Raw genomic sequence first — 21305 nt, 5'->3', positions numbered from 1 at the left:
GGCTACGCCTCGGCCCGCTGCCCACCGCCGAGGCCATCGCCGAGCCCTTCCTGGCGCGCGTGGGCGAGGTGCTGGGCAGCGCCGGCCCGCCCGAGGCGCTCGACATCTTCCTGGCGAGCGACCTGCCGCCCGAGGAACTGGCCGCGCTGCGCGCCGAGGCCGACCCCGATGGCGGCGCGCTGACCGACCTTGCGGCCGCCGACGCGCCGCCCCCCGCCCCCACCATGCGCGTCCGGCAGGACCGCATCGACGCGGTGATCGCGCTGGAGGCGGAGCTGCGCGCCGCGGCGCTCTCGCTGGGCGAGGCCATCGCCGCGCCCCAGGCCCGCGCGGCCTTCGAGGAACTGGCCGCGATCCAGGCCGCGCTGCCGCCGGCCACCGCCGCGCGCCTCGCCAACGCGATGGAGCGGCTGCGCGCCGCCACCGGCGCGGCCGAACGCGCCCAGGGGCGGCTGTCCATCGCGCTCGGCCAGCTGGACGAGGCGGTGCTGGAACTGCGCGTGACACCCTTCGCGACCCTCGCCATGCGCCTGCCCCGTGTGCTGCGCGCCACCGCCGAGGCGCAGAATAAGCAGGTGGCGCTGGAGGTGGTGGGCGAGGAGGTCCAGATGGACCGCTCCCTCTCCGACCTGCTGGCCGACCCGCTGCTGCACCTGGTGCGCAACGCGGTGGATCACGGCATAGAGCCCAAGGAGGAGCGCCTGGCGCTGGGCAAGCCCGCCACCGCGCGGCTGCTGCTGGTGGCCGAGCGCCTGCCCGGGCGGCTGGTGCTCAGCTTCTCCGATGATGGGCGCGGCATTGACGAGGCGGCCGTGCTGTCCCGCGCGCTGGCGCGTGGCCTCATCACGCCCGAGGCCGCGGCACGGCTGACGCAGGAGGAGATCCACGCCCTGCTCTTCCTGCCCGGCTTCTCGACGCGCGAGGCGATCAGCGAGACCTCGGGCCGCGGCGTGGGCCTCGACGTGGTGCAGGATGCGGCGCGGCGCGCCGGCGGCTCGGTCCGGGTGGAAAGTCGCCCGGGCCAGGGCACGCGCTTCGTGCTCGACCTGCCGCTGACGGCCGCGATGCAGCCCGTGCTGCTGGTGGAGGCCGGCGGCCAGCCCTATGCGCTGCCGGCCGGCCGCGTGGAATCCGTGATCCGGCCGGAGCAGGTCTCGCCCGGCCAGGCGATCACGACGCTGGAGGCGGTGCTGCACCTGCCGCCCGCCGAGAGCAGTGCCATCGTGCTGGTGCGCCGCCCCGTGGGGCCGCTCGCACTCGCGGTGGAGCGCGTGGGCCGCCGGACGGACCTGCTGCTGAAGCCGCTGCATCCGGCGCTGGCCGGCACGCCGGGCGTGGGGGGCGTGGGCGTGCTGGGGAATGGCGAGCCGGTGCTGCTGCTGGAGCCGGACAGCCTCGAAGGCTCGCTCCCGGCCGCTCAGCCGGCGTAGCGGACGGCCAGCACCGTCACGTCGTCCGCCGGAGGCGCACCGCGCACGAAGCCGGCCACCTCCTTCAGCAAGGCGGCGATGGCAGCCCCGGGCTCGGCCTCGCGGCCCAAGGCGGCCAGCACGCGCTCCTTGCCGAAGAGCGCGTCCTCCGGGTCATGCGCCTCGGTCACGCCGTCGCTCAGCAGCAGCATCGCCTCGCCCGCGGCGAGGGTGAAGGCCGTGCTGGCATAGGGCAGGTCCTCCATGATGCCGAGCGCGGGCTGGATCCTGAAGCCGTCCATCACCGTGACGCCGGAGGCCGAAAGCCGGAGCGGCGGCTCATGCCCGGCGACGCAGAGGCGCCCTTCGCCCGTCTCGGCGTCGAGGATGGCGAGTGCGGCGGTGACGAAGGTCATCTCCGGATTGTTCGCGGCGAGATCGCCATTGGCGAGCGAGAGGAGATCGGCCGGGTCCGGCACCTCGCCGCGCGCGGCGGCCATCTGCACGCCGGCGCGGATGAGCCCCAGGCTGCGCGCCATGGTGAGGCCGGCCGAAGCCCCCTTCCCCGCCACATCGGCCACCACGAACATCAGGTGCCGTGGCCCGATCCACTGCATGTCGTAGAGGTCGCCACCCACCTCGCGCGCCGGCTCCATATGGGCGGCCACGGTGATGCGCCCGCGTGAGATCGCGGCGAAATCGCCGGGCACCAGCGAAAGCTGCGCGCGGCGGGCGGATTCCAGCTCGGCCTCCAGCGCGTGCAGCCGCTCGGCGGCGAGATCCCGCAGGCGCTTCTTCTCCAGCACCGCCTGCAGCCGGGCGCGGAGCAGCGGCGGATCGAAGGATTTGGGCAGGTAGTCCTCGGCGCCCAGCTCGATGCAGCGGATCACGCCCGACATCTCGGTCTGCGCCGAAATCACGATGACCGGCGGCGCATTGCCCTGGCCATGCAGCCGCTCCAGCACGCCGATGCCGTCCAGCTCGGGCATTTCGAGATCGAGCAGCACCACGTCGAACTGGCCGGCGGCGATGGCGGCCAGCGCCTCCACGCCATTGGTCGCCATGGCGGGCTCGGGATAGCCGAGCTCATTCAGGCGGCGCTTCAGCAGCAGCCGGTTGAAGCTGCTGTCATCCACAACAAGAATCTGGGGCACCACGAGGATCGCCTCACTCATTCCGAGCGCACCGCCATGCTTTCCACCGCGCGGCGCGATTCCGCCGCGAGGCGAGAGAGATCGATCATGGTCACGGTGATTTCCTCGGCGGCGGTGGCATTGGACTGGCCGATGCGGGTCAGCGTCGCGACCCGCTCGTCCAGCGAGGCGACCGTGGTCTGTTGTTCCTCCATCGCGACCGCGATGGCGGCGGCGAGGCGCGCACTCTCGCCCGTCAGCTGCTCGAACCCGTCCATGGCGACGCCCACGGCGGCGGCGGTGCCCGCCCCCTCGCGCGTGCGGCGGCCGGCGGCGAGCACGACATCGGCGATCTCCTGCGCCAGCGCCTCGGTATTGGCGGCCAGCGCCCGCACCTCCTCGGCCACGACGGCGAGGCCGCGGCCGTGCTCGCCCGCGCGCGCGGCCTCGATCGCGGCATTGATGGCGAGGATGTTCGTCTGGGTCGCGATCTTCGCGATGGTGCCGGCGATGCGCGTGACACGCTCCGTGTCGTCGCCGACCGCATCCACCGTCTCGATCAGCTGACGGACCTTCTCCAGGCTCTCGCCCAGCAGGCTCTGCGCGCGGCTTGCGGTGTCACGCGCCTCCTGCGTGCTGCGGCCGACATCGGCCACCGCATCGGCGGTGTGGGAGAGCGCGTCCGAGACCTGCCGGAGCTCGGCGAGCTGGGTCATCGCGCCCTCGCTCACCTGGCCGATCGCCTGGCTCGCCTGGTTGGTGACGACGGCGGTGCGGCGCGCCCCTTCCAGCGCCTGCTCCATCAGGCGGTTCGAGTTGGCGAGGTTCGTCTTGAACACCTCGACCGCGCGCGCCATTTCGCCCACCTGGTCGGAGCGGCCGGCGCCCGGGATCTCGACCTCGGCATCGCCGCGCGCGAGATGCTGCATCGAAACGGCAAGGCGCGAGAGCGGGCGCGCCGTCAGCAGCACCAGCACGAACCAGACGAAGCCGAGGCCGAGCAGGCCGATGCCGGCCGCGATATAGGTGTATTTCCGCCCTTCCTCCTGCAGCGCCCGGGCGCGGGCGAGGTTCGCATCGGCATCGGCCTTGGTGATGGCGCGCGCCCGGCTGGCGAGGTTGTTGAAGGCCACCACCATGTCCAGCCACTCCTCCTGGAGGGGCGCATACTGGTCCCGCGCGCGGCGGGCGAAGGCGTCGCGCACACGCTCGCCCAGATCGGGCAGGCGGGCGGCCATGTCCTGCGCGGCGGCGGCCACCACGCTGTCCACCCGCTCACCCACCAGGCCGAAGAGAAGGCCGAAGCTCTCGGTGATGCCGGCGGCGTTGCGCACCATGCGCGGCGCGGTCACGGTGGGCGGCAGCACGCCAGCCAGGACCGCGGCGAAGGCCTGGGCGAAATCGGCCACGTCGTTGGAGAAATCGTCCACCGCCTCGATCGCCGCGCGGTCGCGCACGCCCATCTGCTCGATGATGGCGCCCTGGCGCGTCAGCATGAAGAGCGAGTTCACGGCGAGGAAGGCGAGCACCGAGAACATCAGTGCCAGGATCATGGCCGCGCGCGTGCCGATGCGGCCGATCAGCTTCACCCGCGCGCGCGCCGGTTGCGCGGGCGGATCGCTCACGGGGGGGGTCATGCCGGGGGCCTGGGTGTCGGGAGCCATCGCTTGATAGAATAAGCGGATTCAAAGCCCCTCGGCCACCACTCCATCAGGACCCGCCCCATGCCCAGCCCTGCGACCTGCCGCATTCTCGTGGTCAACAGCAATACGACGGATTCCGTCACCGCCCGCATCGCCCGCGCGGCCGAGGCCGCGCTGCCCGCCGGCTGCAGCGTCACCTCGGTCAGCGCGCCCTTCGGCCTGCCGCTCATCGTCACCCGCGCGGACTGGTCCGTGGCGGGACCGGCGACAGTGGCCGCCCTTGCCGCGCGGCGGGGCGAGTTCGACGCGGCGGTCGTCGCCTGTTTCGGCGACCCGGGCGTGGAGGCGGCGCGGGAATTGTTCGACGTGCCGGTGGTGGGCATCAGCGAGGCGGCCTTCCACGCCGCATCCATGCTCGGCCGCCGCTTCGGCATCGTGAGCTTCACGGCGGCGCTCAAGCCCATGTTCGTGGATTGCCTGGAGCATGCGGGCCTGGCCAACCGCTGCGCGGGCTTCCGCATGGGCCCGGCCTTCTCGGGCGATCCGGGGCGCGTGGCGGAGGAGCGGCGGGACATGATCCTCGATCTCTGCCGCGCCAGCATCGAGCAGGATGGGGCGGAGGTGGTGATCCTGGCCGGCGGGCCGCTGGCGGGCCTCGCGCCGGAACTCGCGGCAGATGTGCCAGTGCCGCTGGTGGACGGCACGGCGGCGGGCGTGCGGATGGCGGCCGCGCTGGCCGGCCTCGCCCCCACGCGCCGGGCGCACCGCACGCGCGGGCTGACGGGCTATGAGCCGGGCCTCACGCGCCTCTATGCGGAGGGCGCGCGCTGATGCCCCGCACGCTGCGCCTGCAACCGCTGACGGCGGAGGCCTTCCGCCCCTTCGGCGACGTGATGGACCCGCCGGCGCTCGGCGCGCGCCCGGCGCTGGGCGAGACGCTGGTGGCGCAAGATGGCGCCGTGCTGCCCGCCCTTGCCTTCAACCATGCGGAACCGGTCGCGCTGCCCCTGCTGGCGACGCAGATGGAGCGGCACAACCGCTCCTCGCAATGCTTCGTGCCGATGGATGTGTCGCGCTGGGTGGTGATGGTGGCGCCCGACCGCGACGGCGCGCCGGATATGGCCGGACTCCAGGCGTTTCTCGTGCGCGGCGACCAGGCGGTGAACTACCACCTGGGCAGCTGGCACCACCCGCTGCGCGTGCTCGACCGCCCGGGCCGCTTCGCCATCCTCATGTGGAGCACGGGCGAGAAGGCGCGCGACGAGGAATGGGCGACGCTGCCGGAGCCGGTGCTGCTGGTGGAGTAGTGGCGCCCAAGGGCCGGGCGCCAGACCGGAGGCAGCGCTCACAAACCCATCCGGCCGCAAGGCGGCCGGCGCCGCCCAACTGACCTCAGGGCCCAGCGCACCCGTCGCGCGGCGAAGCCCAGCGGCCGGAGGCCGCGCCCGGCGCTTGAGGGCGGCAAAAACTCTTCGCGGCGAAGCCAAGCGCACGGAGTGCGCGCCCGGCGCCTGAGGGCATAAATCAAGCCGGGGGTTCCACCCCCACCTGCTCCACGATGCGGCGGTAATGCTCGGGCCGCCGGTGCTGGGCGAAGTTGAACATCTTCTCCTTGCCCTGCAGGCAATCATCGAGATCCGCCTCGGCCAGGATCACCTCGTCGCCCAGCGTCTTCGCCTGGGCCACGATGATGCCGTTCGGGCTCACGATGCAGGAGCCGCCGATCAGCCCCGAGCCGTCCTCATTGCCCGCCTTCGCGACGGCGACGGCCCAGGTCGCGTTCATGTAGGCATTGGCCTGCACGGACATGGTGGAGTGCTGGGTGCGGAGTTCGGCGCTTTCGCTCTCGCCGCCATTGGGGTCATAGGCGGCGGAGTTGTAGCCCATCACCATGACCTCGACGCCCTGCAGCCCGTAGCAGCGCCAACCCTCGGGCCAGCGGCGATCATTGCAGATCAGCATGCCCATGATGGCGCGGTGCCATTCCGTCGGGCCGCGGAAGGCGGGGAAGCCGAGATCGCCATATTCGAAATAGCGCTTCTCGAGCTGCTGGAAGCGGGCACCCGGACGGGGCTCGACGGAGCCCGGCAGATGCACCTTGCGATACTTGCCGAGGATCTGCCCATCCGGCCCCACCGTGATGGCGGAGTTGAAGCGCCGGCCTTCCGGCGTGAGTTCGGCATAGCCGAGGTGGAAGCCGACCCGCAGTTCGCGCGCGCGGTCGAAAAGGCGCTGGCAGTTCGGGTTGGGCATCGCGCGCTCGAAATAGGTGTCGAGCTCCTGCGTGCTTTCGATGAACCAGCGCGGGAAGAAGGTGGTGAGCGGGAGTTCCGGGAAGACGACGAGCTGGGCGCCCTGCGTCGCGGCGCTTTCCAGCAGCGCGATCAGGCGGTCGAGCGTATGGGCGCGGCTGTCGGCGCGCTGGATGGGGCCGGTCTGCGCACCGGCGAGCGTGAGGATGCGAGGCATCCCTGCACTTCATGTCCGAAGGGACGGGGCGTCAATGCCCCATCCCTTCGGCATGCAATCACCGCATCGGGGTGATTTCGATGGCCAGCGCCTCTTCGTAGGTCATGTCGACCTGCTCGCCCACGCGGAGCTGGCTGATGAAGCGCCGGATCTCCGGGTTGGTCGCCGTCACCGTGCGGTTCAGGCCACCGGGGCCGGTGAAGCTGACCGTGCTGGTCGCGGCGTCCACGGCGGTGATGGTCACGCGGCCGCTGCGCACCCGCGTCACCTCGCCGCCGGGGCGGGCGGCGTCGCGCTCGGCGGTCAGCGTGGCGCTCGCCGGCGGCGCGCTGGAGAGCGGGCGGGCGGCACGCGCGACGAGGGCCTGGAAATACACGACCGTGACATTGTCGCCGGCGCGGAGCTGGTTGAAGCGGGTCACGCCACGGCCGGCGATCATGGTCAGCAGGGCGCCGGATTGCGCGCCGGCATTGCCACGGACCAGCACCTCGCGCGAGGCGGGGTCCACCGTCTCGATCACGCCACGCAGGATGGTCGTCTGCTCGGCATCGACCGAGGCGCAGGCCGAGAGCAGCGGGAGGCCCATGGGAAGGGCAAGGAGGGTGCGGCGCTTCATTTTCTTCTCCGTTGTGTCAGGCAGGCCGGGTTGGTCCGCCCCCGGCGCTTGCTGCGCGCGGTGTTGATCGTGCCCGGCGCATGCCGCCGGGAGGGGCGCCGCATGATCCAGTGCGACTGAAGCAAAGCATGCCGCATCCGCGTGAACAACGGGCGCATGCCTGCCATTGCGGCAAGGCACCATTCCGCAACCGGTTGTCAGCGCTTGAAGAAATGCGTGGCCGTCATCTCGATGACCATGATGTCATCCGCAACCCGCGTGCCGATATGCCGGAACACCGCGACGCCAAGCTCAGGGCGTGAGCGCGAGGGCTTGAGGCTCGCCACGATGCTCTCCACCGCCACCGCCTCATCGGGGCGAAGGGGTGCGGGCCACTTCGTCGTGATCTCGCTGCCGCCCAGGCTCACCTCGCGGAAGAGGCCGCTGCCCAGGATCAGGCCAAAACACGCGCCCATGGTGTGCAGGCCGCTCGCGACGAGGCCCCCGAAGAGCGGGGCGGATTTCGCGGCGACGGGGTCGGTGTGGAAGGGCTGCGGGTCGAATTTCTCGGCATAGGCGATGATCTCGGCCTCGCTGAGCGCGAACTGCCCGAAGGCGAAACGCTGGCCGACGGTGAGCTCGTCGAAGGATTGCAGCGGCTTCAATGGATGACCCTTCCCCCGGTGAGCCAGTAGATCAGCAGATAAAGCACGCCACCGGCCAGGGCCCCCACCAGCGTGCCGTTCACGCGCACGAATTGCAGGTCTCGCCCCACGCGCAGCTCGATCTTCTCGGTCACCTGCTGCGTGTCCCAGCCTTTCACCACGCCTGCGATGAAGTCCGAGAGGCGCTGCTGGGCCGAGGGCAACAGGGTGGCCAGCGTGCGCTCAACCGCGCCGTTCAGCTTGGCGCGGGCCTGGTTGTCCTCGGCCAGGTATTGCCCGGCATTGGCGAGCGCCGCCTCCAGGATAGCGACGGTGCGGCCATTGGGATTCACCGCATCCGCCGCCAGCGCGCCGCGGATGCGCGACCAGGCATCGCCCAGCCAGTCGGTGACGGTCGGGTGGGAGAGGGCGCGGCGGATGGCGGCGCCGAGGGCCGCGGCGCGCTCGGGCTCGGTCTCGAGGCGGGTGATTTCGGCGTCGATCCAGGCCTCGAAGGCCTGGCGGAGTTCGCTGTCGCCCGGCTCCTGCTTGTCGAGCTCGGCGTTCAGCACGGCGAGAACGCGGTCGGCCACATAGGCGCCGGCGGCCCAGCCAACGACGGCGCCGCCGGTCTCGCGCACGCGGCGCTTGATGGCCTCGCGCAGCTCCTCCTGCTTGGCCAGCAGCACCGTCTTGAGCTGGGCGAGTGCCAGGTCGAACACGGCCTGGTGCTGGCCGCCGGCGATCAGGCTGCGCAGCGCGCGGGCGACGACGGGGGCGGCGCCCGGCCCCCCCGCCACGCGCGGCAGCAGACGGGACATGAGGCGCCGCGCGCGGCCATCCTCCAGCGTCACCAGCAGGCGCGGCAGGGCGGCGGCGAGCGCCTGGGCCGCAGGGCGGGAGGCCTCACGATCGGCCAGGAAGCCCGCCAGGATGCCGGCGACGTCGAGGCGGGCGATGGTGCGCTTCACCTCGGCCTCGGTGAAGACGTGATTGGCGACGAAGCGGCCGAGGCCCTGGCCCAGCCGCTCCTTCTGGCGGGGAATGATGGCGGTGTGCGGGATGGGCAGGCCGAGCGGGCGGCGGAACAACGCCGTCACCGCGAACCAGTCGGCGAGGCCGCCCACCACGCCGGCCTTGGCGGAGGCGGCCAGCAGATCGGCCCCGAAGCTCGGCGGCAGGGTATAGGCGAGCCAGACGAGGCCGCCCATCACGACGAGGAGGAAGGTGGCGAAGGCGCGATGCCGCGCGAGGGCGCGGCGCAGGTCGTCATCGGAATGGGCCATGCGGGTGTTCATAGGGGGGGATGGCGCCCAGGGGAATCAGCAAAGCCCGTGGCTAGGACCCAGCCATGCGCGGGCCATCCTTGCTTGGCGCGGCGGTGACGCGCATGTTATGGCATAACATCATGCCTGCCTGGACCCACCCCCTCGATCTCGCGGCTTCGGCCCGGCTGCGCGCCTTCTGGGCAGCGGGGGTGCTGGTTGGCCTCTGGCTCGCCATCGCCTGGGCGCTTTCGGCATGACGCGCCCTTTCCTCACGATCGAGAACCTTACCGTCACGCATGGCCGGCACCCGGCCGTGCATCATGTGAGCTTCGCGCTCAAGCCGGGCGGGCTGATGGCCGTGGTCGGGCCAAATGGCGCCGGCAAGTCGAGCCTGCTGCGCGCCATCGCGGGCCTGCACAAGCCGGCCGAGGGCCGCGTCGCGGGCTTCGCGCCCGGTGAGATCGCGCTGCTGCCGCAACAGGCCATGCTGGACCGCGCCTTCCCGCTGACCTGCCGGGATGCCGTGCTCTTCGGCCTCTGGGGCGAGAGCGGCGCCTTCGCCGCGACGCCGAAGCCCGAGCGGGTCGAGACCGCGCTGGATGCGGTGGGGCTGCATGGCTTCGCGCGGCGGCCGGTGGGCTCGCTCTCGGCCGGGCAGTTCCAGCGCGTGCTCTTCGCCCGCCTGCTGCTGCAGGACGCGCCGGTGATCCTGCTGGACGAGCCCTTCAACGCGCTGGATGCCCGCACCGCGGCCGACCTGCTGGGCGTGATGCGCCGCTGGCATGGCGAAGGGCGGACCATCCTCGCCGTGCTGCATGACCTCGACCTCGTGCGCCGCGAATTCCCCGAGACGCTGCTGCTGGCGCGTGAGGCGGTGGCGGTGGGTGCCACCGAGACGGTGCTCTCGGCCGAGAACCGGCTGCGCGCGCGCATGATGTCGGAAGCCTGGGCCGAGGCCGCCGCGCCTTGCGAGCGCGAAGCCGCCTGACCGATGCTTCATGAGGCGCTGATCGCGCCCTTCGCCGAATTCGGCTTCCTGCGCCGTGCCCTGGTGGGGTGCCTCGCCGTGAGCCTCTCCGCGCCGCCGCTCGGCGTCTTCCTCATGCTGCGGCGGATGAGCCTGACGGGCGATGTGCTGGCGCATGGCATCCTGCCGGGCGTGGCGTTGGGCTTCGTGGTGGCGGGGCTCTGGCTGCCGGCCCTCGCACTGGGCGGGCTGCTCGCGGGGCTGGTGGTGGCGCTGGGCGCGGGTGCGCTGGCGCGGGCGACCGGCGGGCGCGAGGATGCGGCGCTGACCGGGCTTTACCTCACGGCGCTCGCCGCGGGTGTCACGCTGATTTCCTGGCGCGGTTCGGCGGTGGAGCTCACGCAGCTGCTCTTCGGCTCGGTGCTGGGCGTGGATGATGCGGCGCTGCTGCTGATGGGAGCGGCGGCGACGGCCACCCTTCTCTTCCTTGCCTTCGCCTGGCGCCCGCTGATCCTCGAATGCTTCGACCCGAGCTTCGCTCGGGCCGTGGGCGTGCGCGGCAGCGTCTGGCATCTCGGCCTGCTGGCCCTGGTCGTCGGAAATCTGGTGTCCGCGCTGCAGGCGGTCGGCAGCCTGATGGCCGTGGGGCTGATGATGCTGCCCGCCATCGCCGCGCGCCACCTGGCGCGGGAGGTCGGCGGGATGGTGCTGGCGGCCGTCTCGATCGCGCTGGGAGCGACGGTCACCGGCTTGCTCGCCTCCTACCATCTCGACCTGCCCAGCGGCCCTGCCATCGTCCTTGCCGCGGCGGCGGCCTGGGTTATGGCGCTGGTGTTCGGCCCGGTGGATGGGCTGTTGGCGCGGCACCGGCCGCGCCGCCACCTGGACGGCTGATCAGACCGTCGCGCGTTCGACGAGCGGACCCGGCGGCGGCGCCACCGCCACCTCGCGGATGATCTTGCGGCGGACCGCCTGCTCGAAGCTCTCGAAGCCATCCGCCACCATGAGGAAGGCGCCGGGGCCGCCGATCACCCGCTCGCGGTAGTATTCGTCGAGCGGCTGCATGGCACCCAGGCCCGGCGGCGGCGGCGTGCGGTCGAGCACGGCGAGGCCGTTCAGCACGATGCCCTGGTTCAGCGCATCCTCGCGCGCCGCGCCCACCTCGCGGCCTGAATTGTTGATGCCGTCGCCCGAAATGTCCACGACGCGGCGCGTGCCCTCGAAGCCTTGGCCGAACAGCTTCGCGGCGTAATCCATCGCGCCGGAGATGGAGGTGTAGAGGTGCGTCCGGCGGGGGGCGGCGTCGATCGCCTGGGCGAATCGCTCGGCGGCTTGCGGGCCGTCCAGCTTCATCCAGGGCACGAGGTGCTCCTGGATGTTCCAGTCGGACCAGGTGAAGAGGGTGCAGGCGATGGAGCCGATCGGCCCGCGCGACATGGCCTCGACCAGGCGCCGGTCGCGGAAGGCGGCGGCATAGCCGGCGAACTGCATCTCCTGCTCCTCATTGTCCACGGAGCGCGAGACATCCACGGCGAGGACCAGTTCCACATCCACCGGCTCGGTCGCCCGCGCGGCGTGGGTGCGAAGCACCACCGGCGCGGCCAGGGCGGCGGTGATGAAGTGACGACGAAGCATGCGAGCCCCCTTGAAGCTGGTGGAGCCGTGCTTGCGGTTCTTCCCATTACGAAAACGTATCTAAGCGGGTTCGGTCAGAGTTCAAGACCCAATTTGTGCAGTGCAGCACAATGGGACCGCCCCGTCCCGTGACCATTGCGTCATTCCGCTTAAGAAATCGTTAATCCGGCGGCATAAATCCGCCGGAGCGCCTCAGCCCTTGAAGGCGGTCCCGCCGATCCGCGGATCGGAGTTCAGCCTGGCGGCGAGCGCCGAAAGCCGTGGGAATCGGCCAATGAGGAGGTCGGGCATGACGCGCGCCGCGAAATCATGTCCGCAGAGCGCCGTCACATCCGCCTGGGTCAGACGGCCGAGGCAGAGATGCTCGCCGGTCAGCATGGCTTCCAGCGCGGCGAAGCCGCCGAGGAACTGTCCCTCCAGATTGGCCAGCCCTTCTGACCAGGTGAGGCCCTCCGGCCGGCGCTGCCCCTCATAATAGGCCGCGACGGCCTTCTCGGTGGCACCAAGGGCGATCTGCAGCACGCGCATCACCTGCCGCCGCTCGGCGCCGGCGCGAGGGATGAGGGCATCGGGGCCGGCCAGCTCGTCCAGGTGGTCGATGATGGCGCTGGAATCGATCAGCACCTCGCCATCATCCAGGATCAGCGAAGGGACGCGCCCCACCGGGTTATAGCCCTTGATGGCCGCGCCATCGGTCACGGTGGAGAGCGCCAGGCTCTCGTAGGGAATGCCATAGACCGCGAGCGTGACCGCGACGCGGCGAACGAAAGGCGAGAGAGTGCGGCCGACGAGCTTCATGGTGGTGTCCTGGGCGTTGTGCCGCCGCATTGAACCCGGTCTGGCCGCGCGGTCAAACCGGCTCAGAATCCGGCGCCGGGCTGCGCCAGATAGGCGAGCTCCGCCGGCGTGCTCTCGCGCCCCAGCACGGCATTGCGATGCGGGAAGCGGCCGAAGCGCGCGATGACGGCGCGATGCGCCCAGGCATAGGCGATGGTGCCGCCGGGTGCCGCATGCGCGGGCGAATCCCGCAGCCCCTCGAAGAGCGCCACGGAGAGGTTCTGCGCCTCGAGCGATTCCGCATGCTCGAAGGGCAGGTAGAGAAAGACGCGCTGCGTCGGCGTCAGCGCCAGGTCCAGCCGCCGTTCCACCACGACGCGGCGCGCCAGCGTCAGGGCGTGCGCGTCGCTGGCGAAGGCTTCGGGCGAGCCGCGAAACAGGTTGCGCGGGAACTGGTCGAGCAGGATGAAGAGCGCGAGCGCGCCCTCCGGCGTGTCGGCCCAGGCGTCGAGCTGGCCTTCGCGCGCGGGCGCCACCAGCGGGCCGAAGCGGCGCGCGATCTCGGCGTCGAAATCCGCGTCCTTCTTGAACCAGGCCTGGCGGAACTGGTCCGTGCCATCGGCGAACCAGAAGTCGAGGATGTCCTTCACAGCGAGCGATCCAGCACGCGGATGGAGTGCAGCGCCTCACGCCCGCTGAGATCGGCGATCTGGTGGCGGCAGGAGGTGCCGTCGGCCACGATCACGTCGGTGGGGGCGGCGGCGCGCACGGCGGGCAGCAACGAGAGTTCGGCCATGGCCTTCGATGTCTCCAGGTTCTTCGCCTCATAACCGAAGGCACCGGCCATGCCGCAGCAGGAGGAGGTGATGGGCTTCACTTCCATGCCCGGCACGTTCCTGAGTACCTTCACCGCCGCGGGGAAGGCGCCAAAGGCCTTCTGGTGGCAATGGCCATGGATATGCGCGGTCGTGGCACCCGGCTTCAGCGCGGGCAGCGTGCCCTCCTTCTCCAGGAACTCCGTGGCGAGGAAGGCGCGCTTGGACAGCGCCTCGGTCTCGGGCCCCGGCAGAAGGGCCTGGAACTCGTCGCGCAGCGTCATGAGGCAGGAAGGTTCGAGGCCGATCACCGGCGCGTCGGATTGCGACAGCACGGCGAGCGTGCGCTGCGCCTCGGCCCGCGCCTCCTCCACCATGCCCGCCGCGAGATAGGTGCGGCCGCAGCAGAGCGGGCGGCCACCGGCACTCGCCACCTGCGCCGAATAGCCGGCCGCGTTCAGCACGCGCACGGCGGCGTGCAGGTTCTCGGGCTCGAAATAGCGGTTGAAGGTATCGGCGAAGAGCAGCACCTGGCGCCGCTCGCCCTCCGCCCGGCAGCCATCCTTGTCGAGGAAGGGGGGCGAGACGAATTCGGGCAGCTTGCGTTGGGCCGCGATGCCCGTCACGCGCTCCATCAGCTTCGCCAGTAGCGGCACGCGGTTCCGCAGATTGGCGAGCCAGGGCAGGCTCGCCGCCCAGGGCGCGTAGCGCGGCAGCGCGGCCACCAGGCGGTCCTTCAGCGGCACGCCCTGCTTGGCGTTGCGCGCGGCCAGCACCTCGATCTTCATGCGCGCCATGTCCACCCCCGTGGGGCATTCGCGCTTGCAGCCCTTGCAGGAGACGCAGAGCGACATCGCCTCCTGCACCTCCTCGCTCGCGATACCGCCCGGGATCTGGCCGGTGAGTGCCAGGCGCAGCGTATTGGCGCGGCCGCGCGTGAGGTGCTGCTCGTCGCGCGTCACGCGATAGCTCGGGCACATGACGTTGGCGTCGAATTTCCGGCAGGTGCCGTTGTTGTTGCACATCTCGACCGCGCCGAGCAGGCCGGCCTGCGGCCCCGGATGCGCCGACCAGTCGAGCACGGGCGTCACGTCGGAAAGCGGCGTGTAGTCTGGCGGATAGCGAAACAGGCTGCGGTCATCCATGCGCGGCGGGCGCACCACGCGGCCGGGGTTGAGCAGCGCGTTCGGGTCGAACTCGTCCTTCACCGCCTCGAAGGCGCGGACGATGCGGGGGCCGAACATGCTCTCATGGAATTCGGAGCGGACGATGCCATCGCCATGCTCGCCTGAGTGGCTGCCCTTGTATTCGCGGACCAGCTCGAAGCAGCGCTCGGCGATCTCGCGCATCTTTTGCACATCGCCGCCCTCCTTCATGTTCAGCACGGGGCGGACATGCAGGCAGCCGACGCTGGCATGGGCATACCAGGTGCCCTTCACGCCATACTCGTCGAAAACCGCCGTCAGGCGCTCGGTGTAGTCGGCGAGGTCTTCCAAGGACACGGCCGCATCCTCGATGAAGGAGACGGGCTTCGCGTCCTGCTTCTGGCTCATCATGATGTTGAGCCCGGCCTCGCGCACCTCGGCGATGGCGGCCTGGAAGCCGGCATCCACCGCATGCACCACCTGCCCGGGCAGGCCGAGATCGCCCATCATCTCATCAAGCGCGGCGAGCTGGCGCATGAGCTTCGCATCGTCATCGCCATGGAATTCGACGATGAGCAGGCTGTCGGGCTCGCCGATGACCATCTGGTCAATCGTCGCGCGGTAGATCGGGATGGAGCGGCCGAGGTCGATCATCGTGCGGTCCACCAGCTCCACCGCCTCGGGGTCGAGCGTGACGAGATGCTTCGACGCCTCCATGGCGCGGCGGAAGGTGGGGAATTGGCAGATGCCCACCACCTTGCGCGGCTTGATCGGCCAGAGCTTGAGGTCGAGTGCGGCCGAGAAGGCCAGCGTGCCCTCGCTGCCCACCAGCAGGCGCGCGAGGTTCCCACGGGAAACAGCGGACGGATCGGCCGAGGCCGATCCTAGGGTCGCGCGTGCATCCGGCGTCAGCGCATCGAGGTTGTAGCCGCCCACACGGCGGAGCTGCGCGGGGAATTTCTCCGCGATCTCGGCCGCCTCGCGCTCGCCCAGCGCGTGCAGGCGCGCAACGAGATCCGTGTTGGGCGCGTTCTCGCCAAACACGTGCCGCGAGCCATCGGCGAGGATGGCGTCAATCGCGCGCACATTGTCCGCCATCAGCCCGTAGCGGATGGACTTGCTGCCGCAGGAATTGTTCCCCGCCATGCCACCGATGGTGCAGCGCTGCCATGTGGAGGGGTCCACCGGGAAGAATTTTCCCGAGCTTTTCAGCGCCTCGTTCAAGGCGCCCAAGGTGATGCCCGGCTCGACGCGGGCGGTATCACCTTCGATGCTCAGCACGCGGCGCAGATGCTTGGTGCAGTCCAGCACCAGCGCGCGGTTCACCGTCTGCCCGCATTGGCTGGTGCCGCCGCCGCGCGGCAGGACGGGCACGCCCTCCTCCCGGCAGATCGCCATGGCGGCTTCGACATCGGCGGTGGATTTCGGCACCAGAACCCCGATGGGCTCGACCTGGTAGATGCTGGCATCCGTCGCGTAGCGGCCGCGATCGGCGGGGGCGAAGAGCACGCTCCCTTCCGTCTCGCGCTGCAGCCTGCGGGCCAGGCGGGAATCTCCGATGGTGGGTGCGATGGCGTTCATGGCGCCGTTTTAGCCCCGGATCGCGGCCGCGCCAGATGGATAATCCTCATGCCCCGCACAAGCCGAACTCATTGGCAGGCGGGGCCGGTTCAGGGCATGAGGGGGCAACCCAGGAGGACCCCATGGCCTATTTCCAGACCCGCACCACCCCCGGCCGCCATTTCCTGCAGATCCCCGGCCCCTCCAACGTGCCGGACCGCGTGCTGCGCGCGCTGGACAACCCGACGATGGATCATCGCGGCCCGGATTTCGGCGTGATGGGCCAGCAGGTGCTGGGCAAGGTCAAGAAGATCTTCCAGACCGAGAGCAACGTCATCATCTTCCCGGCCTCGGGCACCGGCGCCTGGGAAGCGGCGCTGGTCAACACGCTGAGCCCCAATGACCGCGTGCTGATGTGCGAAACGGGCCACTTCGCCAGCCTCTGGCGCGAGATGGCCGAGCGCCTGGGCATCCGCCCGGAATTCCTCAAGGGCGACTGGCGCCGCGCGGCCGAGCCCGAGGCGATCGAGGCCTATCTCCGCGCCGACAAGGGGCACGAGATCAAGGCTGTCTGCGTCGTCCACAATGAGACAAGCACGGGCTGCACCAGCCGCATCGCGGAAGTGCGCGCCGCCATTGATGCCGCGGGCCACCCGGCGCTGCTGCTGGTGGATACGATCAGCGGCCTGGGCTCCATGGAGTTCAAGCATGATGCATGGGGCGTGGACGTCACCGTCTCCGGCTCGCAGAAGGGGCTGATGCTGCCGCCCGGCCTCTCCTTCAACGCCGTCTCGGCCAAGGCGATCGCGGCCAGCAAGAATGCCAAGCTGGTGCGCAGCTTCTGGGATTGGGGGCCGATGATCGCCTCCAACGCCACGGGCTATTTCCCCTATACGCCGGCGACGAACATGCTCTACGCGCTGGACACCGCGCTCGACATGATCTTCGAGGAGGGGCTCGACAATGTCTTCGCGCGGCACGACCGCATGGCGGAAGCGACGCGCCGGGCCGTGCGCGCCTGGGGCCTGGAGGTGCAATGCGCCGAGCCGCGCCACTATTCCTCGGTGCTGACGGCGGTGCGCCTGCCGGAGGGCCATAGCGCCAATGCGCTGCGGGCCGCGATCGTGGAGAAGTTCAACATGTCGCTCGGCAACGGCCTCGGCCAGTTGAATGACCGCGTCTTCCGCATCGGCCATCTGGGCGATATCGGCGAGCTGCACCTGATGGGCACGCTGTCGGGCATCGAGATGGGGCTGCGCATCGCGGGCGTGCCGCACAAGCCCGAGGGCGTGCGGGCGGCGATGGATTATCTGAGCGGAAACGCGTAATCACTCCCCACGAAATCGCTGCGCGCTTTCGCGGGGGCCCCGACAGGGCGCCGGTTTGGCACGGGCGGTTCTTCCTCGTGAGGCCAAGCCTCACGAGGGTGCCGGGGGGCGGAGCCTTCTGGTGGTTCGTCAACAATCACTCAGGAACGTCCATGCCCAAGTTTGCTGCGAACATCTCCATGATGTTCAATGAACTCCCCTTCCTCGACCGCTTCGCCGCCGCGCGCGCCGCGGGCTTCGAGGCGGTGGAATTCCTCTTCCCCTATGAATTCCCGGCGGCCGAGATCGCCAAGCGCCTGGAGGGCAACGGCCTCTCCCAGGTGCTGTTCAACGCGCCCCCGGGGGACTGGAACGCCGGCGAGCGCGGCATGGCCTGCCTGCCAGAGCGCCGCGCGGAATTCCGGGACGGCATCAAGCGCGCGCTGGAATACACGACGGCGCTGAAATGCCCGCGCCTGCACGTCATGGCCGGGCTGACGCCCGCCGGTGCGGCGCGCGACACGCTGCTCGCCTGCTACGCCGCCAATCTGGACTTCGCGGCGGAGGAATGCGCCAAGGCCGGCGTGAAGCCGGTGATCGAGCCGATCAACCACCGCGACATCCCGGGCTTCTTCCTCAACACGACGAAGGAAGCGACACGCATCATCGATGCGCTCGGCATGGACCGCGTGGGCCTGCAATTCGACCTCTACCACTGCCAGATCACCGAGGGCGATGTGGCCCGCCGCGCGGCCGAACTGCTGCCCTATATCGCCCACATGCAGGTCGCCGATAATCCGGGCCGCAACGAGCCGGGCACGGGCGAGGTGAACTGGGATTTCGTCTTCAACGCGATCGACGCCAGCGGCTTCCGTGGCTGGATCGGCTGCGAATATCGCCCGAAGGGCGAGACGGTCGCGGGCCTCGGTTGGTTCGCGAAGTATCGCGCGGCGTAGCCGCCGGCCGGCTGATTTAGACCTCCGCGCCCTGCGGCGCTCCGGTCATCAGCATCTTTCCGGCCGGCTGATTCAGACCTCCGCGCCATGCGGCGCTCCGGTCATCAGCATCTTTCCGGCCGGCTGATTCAGACCTCCGCGCCATGCGGCGCTCCGGTCATCAGACGGCCCCCCACTTTCTGAGAGCATAAGGACACGTCCCTCATGAACATCGGTTTCATCGGCCTCGGCATCATGGGCCTGCCCATGGCGCAGAACCTCGCCAAGGCGGGCCACACCATCATCGCGCCCGAGCGCGCCTCGCTGAAGGCCGAGACGCGCGCGGCCTTCACCATCGTGGCGGACGCCACGGCGGTGGCGAAGGCGGCCGAGATCATCATCCTCATGGTGCCGGACACGCCCGATGTGGAGCGCGTGCTGTTCGGCGCGGGCGGCGTGGCGGCGGGGCTTTCCGCCGGCAAGCTCGTCATCGACATGTCCTCGATCAGCCCGACGGCGACGAAGGATTTCGCGGCCAAGGTCAACGCCCTGGGCTGCGACTACATCGATGCGCCGGTCTCGGGCGGCGAAATCGGCGCGAAGAACGCCGCGCTCACCATCATGGTCGGCGCCTCCGAGGCCGCCTTCGCGCGCGCCCTGCCGCTGTTTGAGCTGATGGGCAAGAACATCACCCGCGTGGGCGAGAATGGCGCGGGCCAGGTGACGAAGGTGGCCAACCAGATCATCGTGGCGCTGAACATCGAGGCGGTGTCCGAGGCGCTGGTCTTCGCCAGCAAGGCCGGCGCCGATCCGGCCAAGGTGCGCCAGGCGCTGATGGGCGGCTTCGCCAATAGCCGCATCCTCGAGGTGCATGCCGAGCGCATGATCAACCGCACCTTCAATCCGGGCTTCCGCATCGAGCTGCACCAGAAGGACCTGAATCTGGCGCTGCAATCGGCGAAGGAACTGGGGGTGGCGCTGCCCAACACGGCCTCCGCGCAGCAGCTCTTCTCGGCCTGCGCCGCGATGGGCGGCAGCCAGTGGGACCATTCGGGCATGGTCCAGGCGCTGGAGAAGATGGCCGATCACAAGATCGGTTGAGTTGGCCCTGGGGCCGAGCGTTCCGAGAGGCTGATTCACGCCTTTGGTGAAGAACCAAAGGCAATCAGACTCTAGCTCGGCTCCAGCCCCACCTCGCGCGCGAGGCGCGTGAGGCTGGTGATCTGGGTCTGCAGATAGTCGCGCCATTGCTCCGGCTGCATGGCGCGCGGCGCGAAGCCGAGGCGGCCCAGGCGCTCCCGCACATCGGCCTGCGCCAGCACCTTCGCCAGCGCCTCGTTGAAGCGCCCCACCACCGGCGCGGGCGTGCCCGCGGGTGCGGCGAGGCCGAACCACACCGTCAGCTCATAGCCCGGCAGCGTTGCCGAGATCGGCGGGATCTCGGGCGCGAGCGGAAACACGCCGGGCGTCGTAACCCCCAGCGCGCGAACGCGGCCCTCGCGCACCTGGGCGAGGCCCGAGGCGAAGTCGGTCAGGGTGGAATCGATGCGGCCCGCCAGCACCTCGGTCAGCGCCTCCGGCCCGCCGCGCGAGGGCACGGCCAGCATGCGCACGCCCGCCATGCGGTTCATGAGCTGGCTGCCGATGAGCGCACTCGCATTGCCGTGGCTGAAGGTCAGCTCGCCCGGGCGGCGGCGCGCCAATTCCAGCAATTCCGCCACGTTCCGCGCGGGCGAGCTGTTCGGCACCACCAGCAGATACGGCGCCTCCGCCAGGAAGCCCAATTGGGAAAAGTCGCGGATCGGATCATAGGCCAGGTTGCGCACGAGGTAGGTGTTCAGCGCGCCATTGGTCACGCTCAGCACCGCCATGGTGTAGCCATCGGGCGGCGCACCCTTCACCGCCATGGTGCCGACCACGCCATTGCCGCCCGGCCGGTTGTCGATGATCACGGTCTGACCCAGCTCGCGCGAGAGGGGTTCGACCAGGTTGCGCACCAGGCTGTCCGTCACGCTGCCGGCGGGGAAGGCGACGACGATGCGGATCTGCCGCTCGGGCCAGGCTTGCGCAGCGACGCTGAGCGGCGCGAGCAGCGCGGGCGCGGCGAATGCGGCGCGGCGGGTGATGGTCATGGCTTGGTGGTCCCGGTGATGTAGCGATGGATCTCGGTGTTGTCGGCGCGCGGGCCGAGCACGCCCAGCGCCTCGGTCCAGCGGGCGCGCAGCAGCGCCAGCAGCGGCGCCTCCGCGCCGGTCGCGGCGGCAATGCCGCCCGCCGTCTCCAGGTCCTTGCGCATGAGGCCGAGCTGGAAGCCGCCCGCATAGCGGCGCGAGGTGATCTCCTGCGCGAGCTTGGTCTCGGAGGCGATGTTGCGGCCCGAACTCGCGTTCAGCACAGCCGCGAAGATGCCGAGGTCGAGCCCCTGGGCTTCCGCCATCTGCGCCGCCTCGCTCACCGCCAGCAGGCCGGCCGCATAGACGTAGTTGTTCAGCGCCTTCATCGCATGCGCGCTGCCGATGGCGCCGGTGCGGATGATCGCCTCGCCCATCGCGCGCAGCACCGGCTCGGCGCGGGTGAAATCGGCGTCCGCGCCGCCCACCATGATGGCGAGCGTGCCCGCGCGTGCCTTCGGCACCGAGCCAGAGACCGGCGCGTCCAGCATGGCGCAGCCCTTTTCGGCCAGCGCCGCCGCCCAGCGCCGCGTCTCGCCCGGCTCGCTGCTGCCCATGTCGATGACGAGGGAACCCTTCTGCAATGCCGGGAGCAGCGCGCCCATCACGCTGGCCACGGCCTTGCTGTCAGGAACCATCAGGATGATGAGGCGGCATGCGCCGGCCAATGCCGCGGCATCGGCCGCTGCCGGCACGCCCTCCAGCGTGACGCCCGCCGCATCCAGCGTGGTCAGCGGCACCTGCTTCGCCGCCAGATTCATCGCCATTGGCCGGCCCATCATCCCGAGCCCGATGAAGCCCACATTCTCCATGCGGCCCCCCTCCCCTTTTC

General features: G+C 70.4%; 20 protein-coding genes. 8 read left to right on the top strand and 12 right to left on the bottom strand.

Features of this window, described 5'->3' with window-relative positions; translation table 11 throughout:
- A partial coding sequence (locus KTR66_RS22690) for a chemotaxis protein CheA (RefSeq protein WP_213616774.1) occupies positions 1-1430 on the top strand: 1430 nt, incomplete at its 5' end.
- Here KTR66_RS22690 and KTR66_RS22685 read toward each other — a convergent pair.
- A complete protein-coding gene (locus KTR66_RS22685) occupies positions 1418-2584 on the bottom strand; it encodes a PP2C family protein-serine/threonine phosphatase (protein WP_213616772.1) in 1167 nt (388 codons plus the stop codon). The genes KTR66_RS22690 and KTR66_RS22685 overlap by 13 nt on opposite strands.
- Complete coding sequence (locus tag KTR66_RS24965; RefSeq protein ID WP_213616769.1) at positions 2581-4167, bottom strand: methyl-accepting chemotaxis protein; 1587 nt, start codon at positions 4165-4167, stop codon at positions 2581-2583. Before KTR66_RS24965 ends, KTR66_RS22685 begins: the two co-directional genes overlap by 4 nt.
- A gap of 99 nt (positions 4168-4266) precedes the next feature.
- Here KTR66_RS24965 and KTR66_RS22675 point away from each other — a divergent pair, with 99 nt between their 5' ends.
- Both KTR66_RS22675 and KTR66_RS22670 read left to right on the top strand, forming a co-directional pair.
- Positions 4267-5016 carry an aspartate/glutamate racemase family protein gene (locus tag KTR66_RS22675; RefSeq protein ID WP_213616767.1) on the top strand — a complete coding sequence of 250 codons (750 nt, stop codon included), beginning with the start codon at positions 4267-4269 and terminating at the stop codon, positions 5014-5016.
- Positions 5016-5492, top strand: coding sequence for an ureidoglycolate lyase (locus KTR66_RS22670; RefSeq protein ID WP_213616765.1), 477 nt, complete (start codon positions 5016-5018; stop codon positions 5490-5492). Before KTR66_RS22675 ends, KTR66_RS22670 begins: the two co-directional genes overlap by 1 nt.
- A gap of 217 nt (positions 5493-5709) precedes the next feature.
- Here the strand turns inward: KTR66_RS22670 and KTR66_RS22665 are convergent, their stop codons facing one another.
- The 4 genes from KTR66_RS22665 to KTR66_RS22650 all read right to left on the bottom strand — a co-directional run bounded on the left by KTR66_RS22665 (position 5710) and on the right by KTR66_RS22650 (position 9179).
- Positions 5710-6654, bottom strand: a complete 945-nt coding sequence (locus KTR66_RS22665; protein ID WP_213616763.1) for an N-carbamoyl-D-amino-acid hydrolase — start codon at positions 6652-6654, stop codon at positions 5710-5712.
- Between the two features lie 58 nt (positions 6655-6712).
- Positions 6713-7270: a hypothetical protein gene (locus tag KTR66_RS22660; RefSeq protein ID WP_213616761.1), complete on the bottom strand. Its 558-nt coding sequence runs from the start codon at positions 7268-7270 to the stop codon at positions 6713-6715.
- Between the two features lie 197 nt (positions 7271-7467).
- Positions 7468-7914, bottom strand: coding sequence for a MaoC/PaaZ C-terminal domain-containing protein (locus tag KTR66_RS22655; RefSeq protein WP_213616760.1), 447 nt, complete (start codon positions 7912-7914; stop codon positions 7468-7470).
- Entirely contained in the window at positions 7911-9179 is a 1269-nt protein-coding gene (locus tag KTR66_RS22650) for a DUF445 domain-containing protein (protein ID WP_213616758.1), read from the bottom strand. Before KTR66_RS22650 ends, KTR66_RS22655 begins: the two co-directional genes overlap by 4 nt.
- 235 nt (positions 9180-9414) lie before the next feature.
- Between KTR66_RS22650 and KTR66_RS22645 the strand changes: the two genes are divergently transcribed.
- Both KTR66_RS22645 and KTR66_RS22640 read left to right on the top strand, forming a co-directional pair.
- Positions 9415-10149 (top strand): metal ABC transporter ATP-binding protein, encoded by a 735-nt coding sequence (locus KTR66_RS22645; RefSeq protein ID WP_213616756.1) that lies wholly within the window; start codon positions 9415-9417, stop codon positions 10147-10149.
- A 3-nt stretch (positions 10150-10152) separates the two neighbouring features.
- Positions 10153-11022 (top strand): metal ABC transporter permease, encoded by an 870-nt coding sequence (locus KTR66_RS22640; protein WP_213616754.1) that lies wholly within the window; start codon positions 10153-10155, stop codon positions 11020-11022.
- On the opposite strand, the gene KTR66_RS22635 is transcribed toward KTR66_RS22640, so the two are convergent.
- From KTR66_RS22635 to KTR66_RS22620, 4 genes are all read right to left on the bottom strand, one after another.
- Positions 11023-11763, bottom strand: a complete 741-nt coding sequence (locus KTR66_RS22635; RefSeq protein WP_213616752.1) for a DUF1194 domain-containing protein — start codon at positions 11761-11763, stop codon at positions 11023-11025. It lies immediately after the preceding gene.
- Between the two features lie 192 nt (positions 11764-11955).
- Entirely contained in the window at positions 11956-12561 is a 606-nt protein-coding gene (locus KTR66_RS22630) for a glutathione S-transferase family protein (RefSeq protein ID WP_213616750.1), read from the bottom strand.
- A 62-nt stretch (positions 12562-12623) separates the two neighbouring features.
- Positions 12624-13190 (bottom strand): DUF924 family protein, encoded by a 567-nt coding sequence (locus tag KTR66_RS22625; RefSeq protein WP_213616748.1) that lies wholly within the window; start codon positions 13188-13190, stop codon positions 12624-12626.
- Positions 13187-16081, bottom strand: coding sequence for an FAD-binding and (Fe-S)-binding domain-containing protein (locus KTR66_RS22620; protein WP_213616746.1), 2895 nt, complete (start codon positions 16079-16081; stop codon positions 13187-13189). The genes KTR66_RS22625 and KTR66_RS22620 overlap by 4 nt, the downstream gene beginning before the upstream one ends.
- Positions 16082-16203: 122 nt before the next feature.
- Between KTR66_RS22620 and KTR66_RS22615 the strand changes: the two genes are divergently transcribed.
- From KTR66_RS22615 to KTR66_RS22605, 3 genes are all read left to right on the top strand, one after another.
- A complete protein-coding gene (locus KTR66_RS22615) occupies positions 16204-17388 on the top strand; it encodes an alanine--glyoxylate aminotransferase family protein (protein WP_213616744.1) in 1185 nt (394 codons plus the stop codon).
- A 152-nt stretch (positions 17389-17540) separates the two neighbouring features.
- The gene (gene otnI, locus KTR66_RS22610; protein ID WP_213616742.1) at positions 17541-18323 is read left to right on the top strand and encodes a 2-oxo-tetronate isomerase; all 783 of its coding nucleotides are present in this window, start codon (positions 17541-17543) and stop codon (positions 18321-18323) included.
- A gap of 204 nt (positions 18324-18527) precedes the next feature.
- Positions 18528-19403 carry a 2-hydroxy-3-oxopropionate reductase gene (locus tag KTR66_RS22605; protein ID WP_213616740.1) on the top strand — a complete coding sequence of 292 codons (876 nt, stop codon included), beginning with the start codon at positions 18528-18530 and terminating at the stop codon, positions 19401-19403.
- Positions 19404-19474: 71 nt separating this feature from the next.
- Here KTR66_RS22605 and KTR66_RS22600 read toward each other — a convergent pair whose 3' ends face one another.
- A complete protein-coding gene (locus KTR66_RS22600) occupies positions 19475-20434 on the bottom strand; it encodes a tripartite tricarboxylate transporter substrate binding protein (RefSeq protein WP_213616738.1) in 960 nt (319 codons plus the stop codon).
- Positions 20431-21285, bottom strand: coding sequence for an NAD(P)-dependent oxidoreductase (locus KTR66_RS22595; protein WP_213616736.1), 855 nt, complete (start codon positions 21283-21285; stop codon positions 20431-20433). Before KTR66_RS22595 ends, KTR66_RS22600 begins: the two co-directional genes overlap by 4 nt.
- Between the last annotated feature and the right edge of the window lie 20 nt (positions 21286-21305).

The organism is Roseococcus sp. SDR, from assembly GCF_019083995.1.
In the GTDB taxonomy this organism is placed as follows: Bacteria; Pseudomonadota; Alphaproteobacteria; order Acetobacterales; family Acetobacteraceae; genus Roseococcus.
Note: the sequence above shows the minus strand (reverse complement) of the source record. Positions and strands in the feature narration are given on the sequence as shown.

Coding starts and splice junctions, on each gene's coding strand:
- KTR66_RS22635 (WP_213616752.1), bottom strand. CDS start 11,763: ATGCTTCGTCGTCACTTCATCACCGCCGCCCTGGCCGCGCCGGTGGTG.
- KTR66_RS22650 (WP_213616758.1), bottom strand. CDS start 9,179: ATGGCCCATTCCGATGACGACCTGCGCCGCGCCCTCGCGCGGCATCGC.
- KTR66_RS22620 (WP_213616746.1), bottom strand. CDS start 16,081: ATGAACGCCATCGCACCCACCATCGGAGATTCCCGCCTGGCCCGCAGG.
- KTR66_RS22640 (WP_213616754.1), top strand. CDS start 10,153: ATGCTTCATGAGGCGCTGATCGCGCCCTTCGCCGAATTCGGCTTCCTG.
- KTR66_RS22605 (WP_213616740.1), top strand. CDS start 18,528: ATGAACATCGGTTTCATCGGCCTCGGCATCATGGGCCTGCCCATGGCG.
- KTR66_RS22600 (WP_213616738.1), bottom strand. CDS start 20,434: ATGACCATCACCCGCCGCGCCGCATTCGCCGCGCCCGCGCTGCTCGCG.
- otnI (WP_213616742.1), top strand. CDS start 17,541: ATGCCCAAGTTTGCTGCGAACATCTCCATGATGTTCAATGAACTCCCC.
- KTR66_RS22595 (WP_213616736.1), bottom strand. CDS start 21,285: ATGGAGAATGTGGGCTTCATCGGGCTCGGGATGATGGGCCGGCCAATG.
- KTR66_RS22645 (WP_213616756.1), top strand. CDS start 9,415: ATGACGCGCCCTTTCCTCACGATCGAGAACCTTACCGTCACGCATGGC.
- KTR66_RS22675 (WP_213616767.1), top strand. CDS start 4,267: ATGCCCAGCCCTGCGACCTGCCGCATTCTCGTGGTCAACAGCAATACG.
- KTR66_RS22670 (WP_213616765.1), top strand. CDS start 5,016: ATGCCCCGCACGCTGCGCCTGCAACCGCTGACGGCGGAGGCCTTCCGC.
- KTR66_RS22665 (WP_213616763.1), bottom strand. CDS start 6,654: ATGCCTCGCATCCTCACGCTCGCCGGTGCGCAGACCGGCCCCATCCAG.
- KTR66_RS22615 (WP_213616744.1), top strand. CDS start 16,204: ATGGCCTATTTCCAGACCCGCACCACCCCCGGCCGCCATTTCCTGCAG.
- KTR66_RS22630 (WP_213616750.1), bottom strand. CDS start 12,561: ATGAAGCTCGTCGGCCGCACTCTCTCGCCTTTCGTTCGCCGCGTCGCG.
- KTR66_RS22660 (WP_213616761.1), bottom strand. CDS start 7,270: ATGAAGCGCCGCACCCTCCTTGCCCTTCCCATGGGCCTCCCGCTGCTC.
- KTR66_RS22685 (WP_213616772.1), bottom strand. CDS start 2,584: ATGAGTGAGGCGATCCTCGTGGTGCCCCAGATTCTTGTTGTGGATGAC.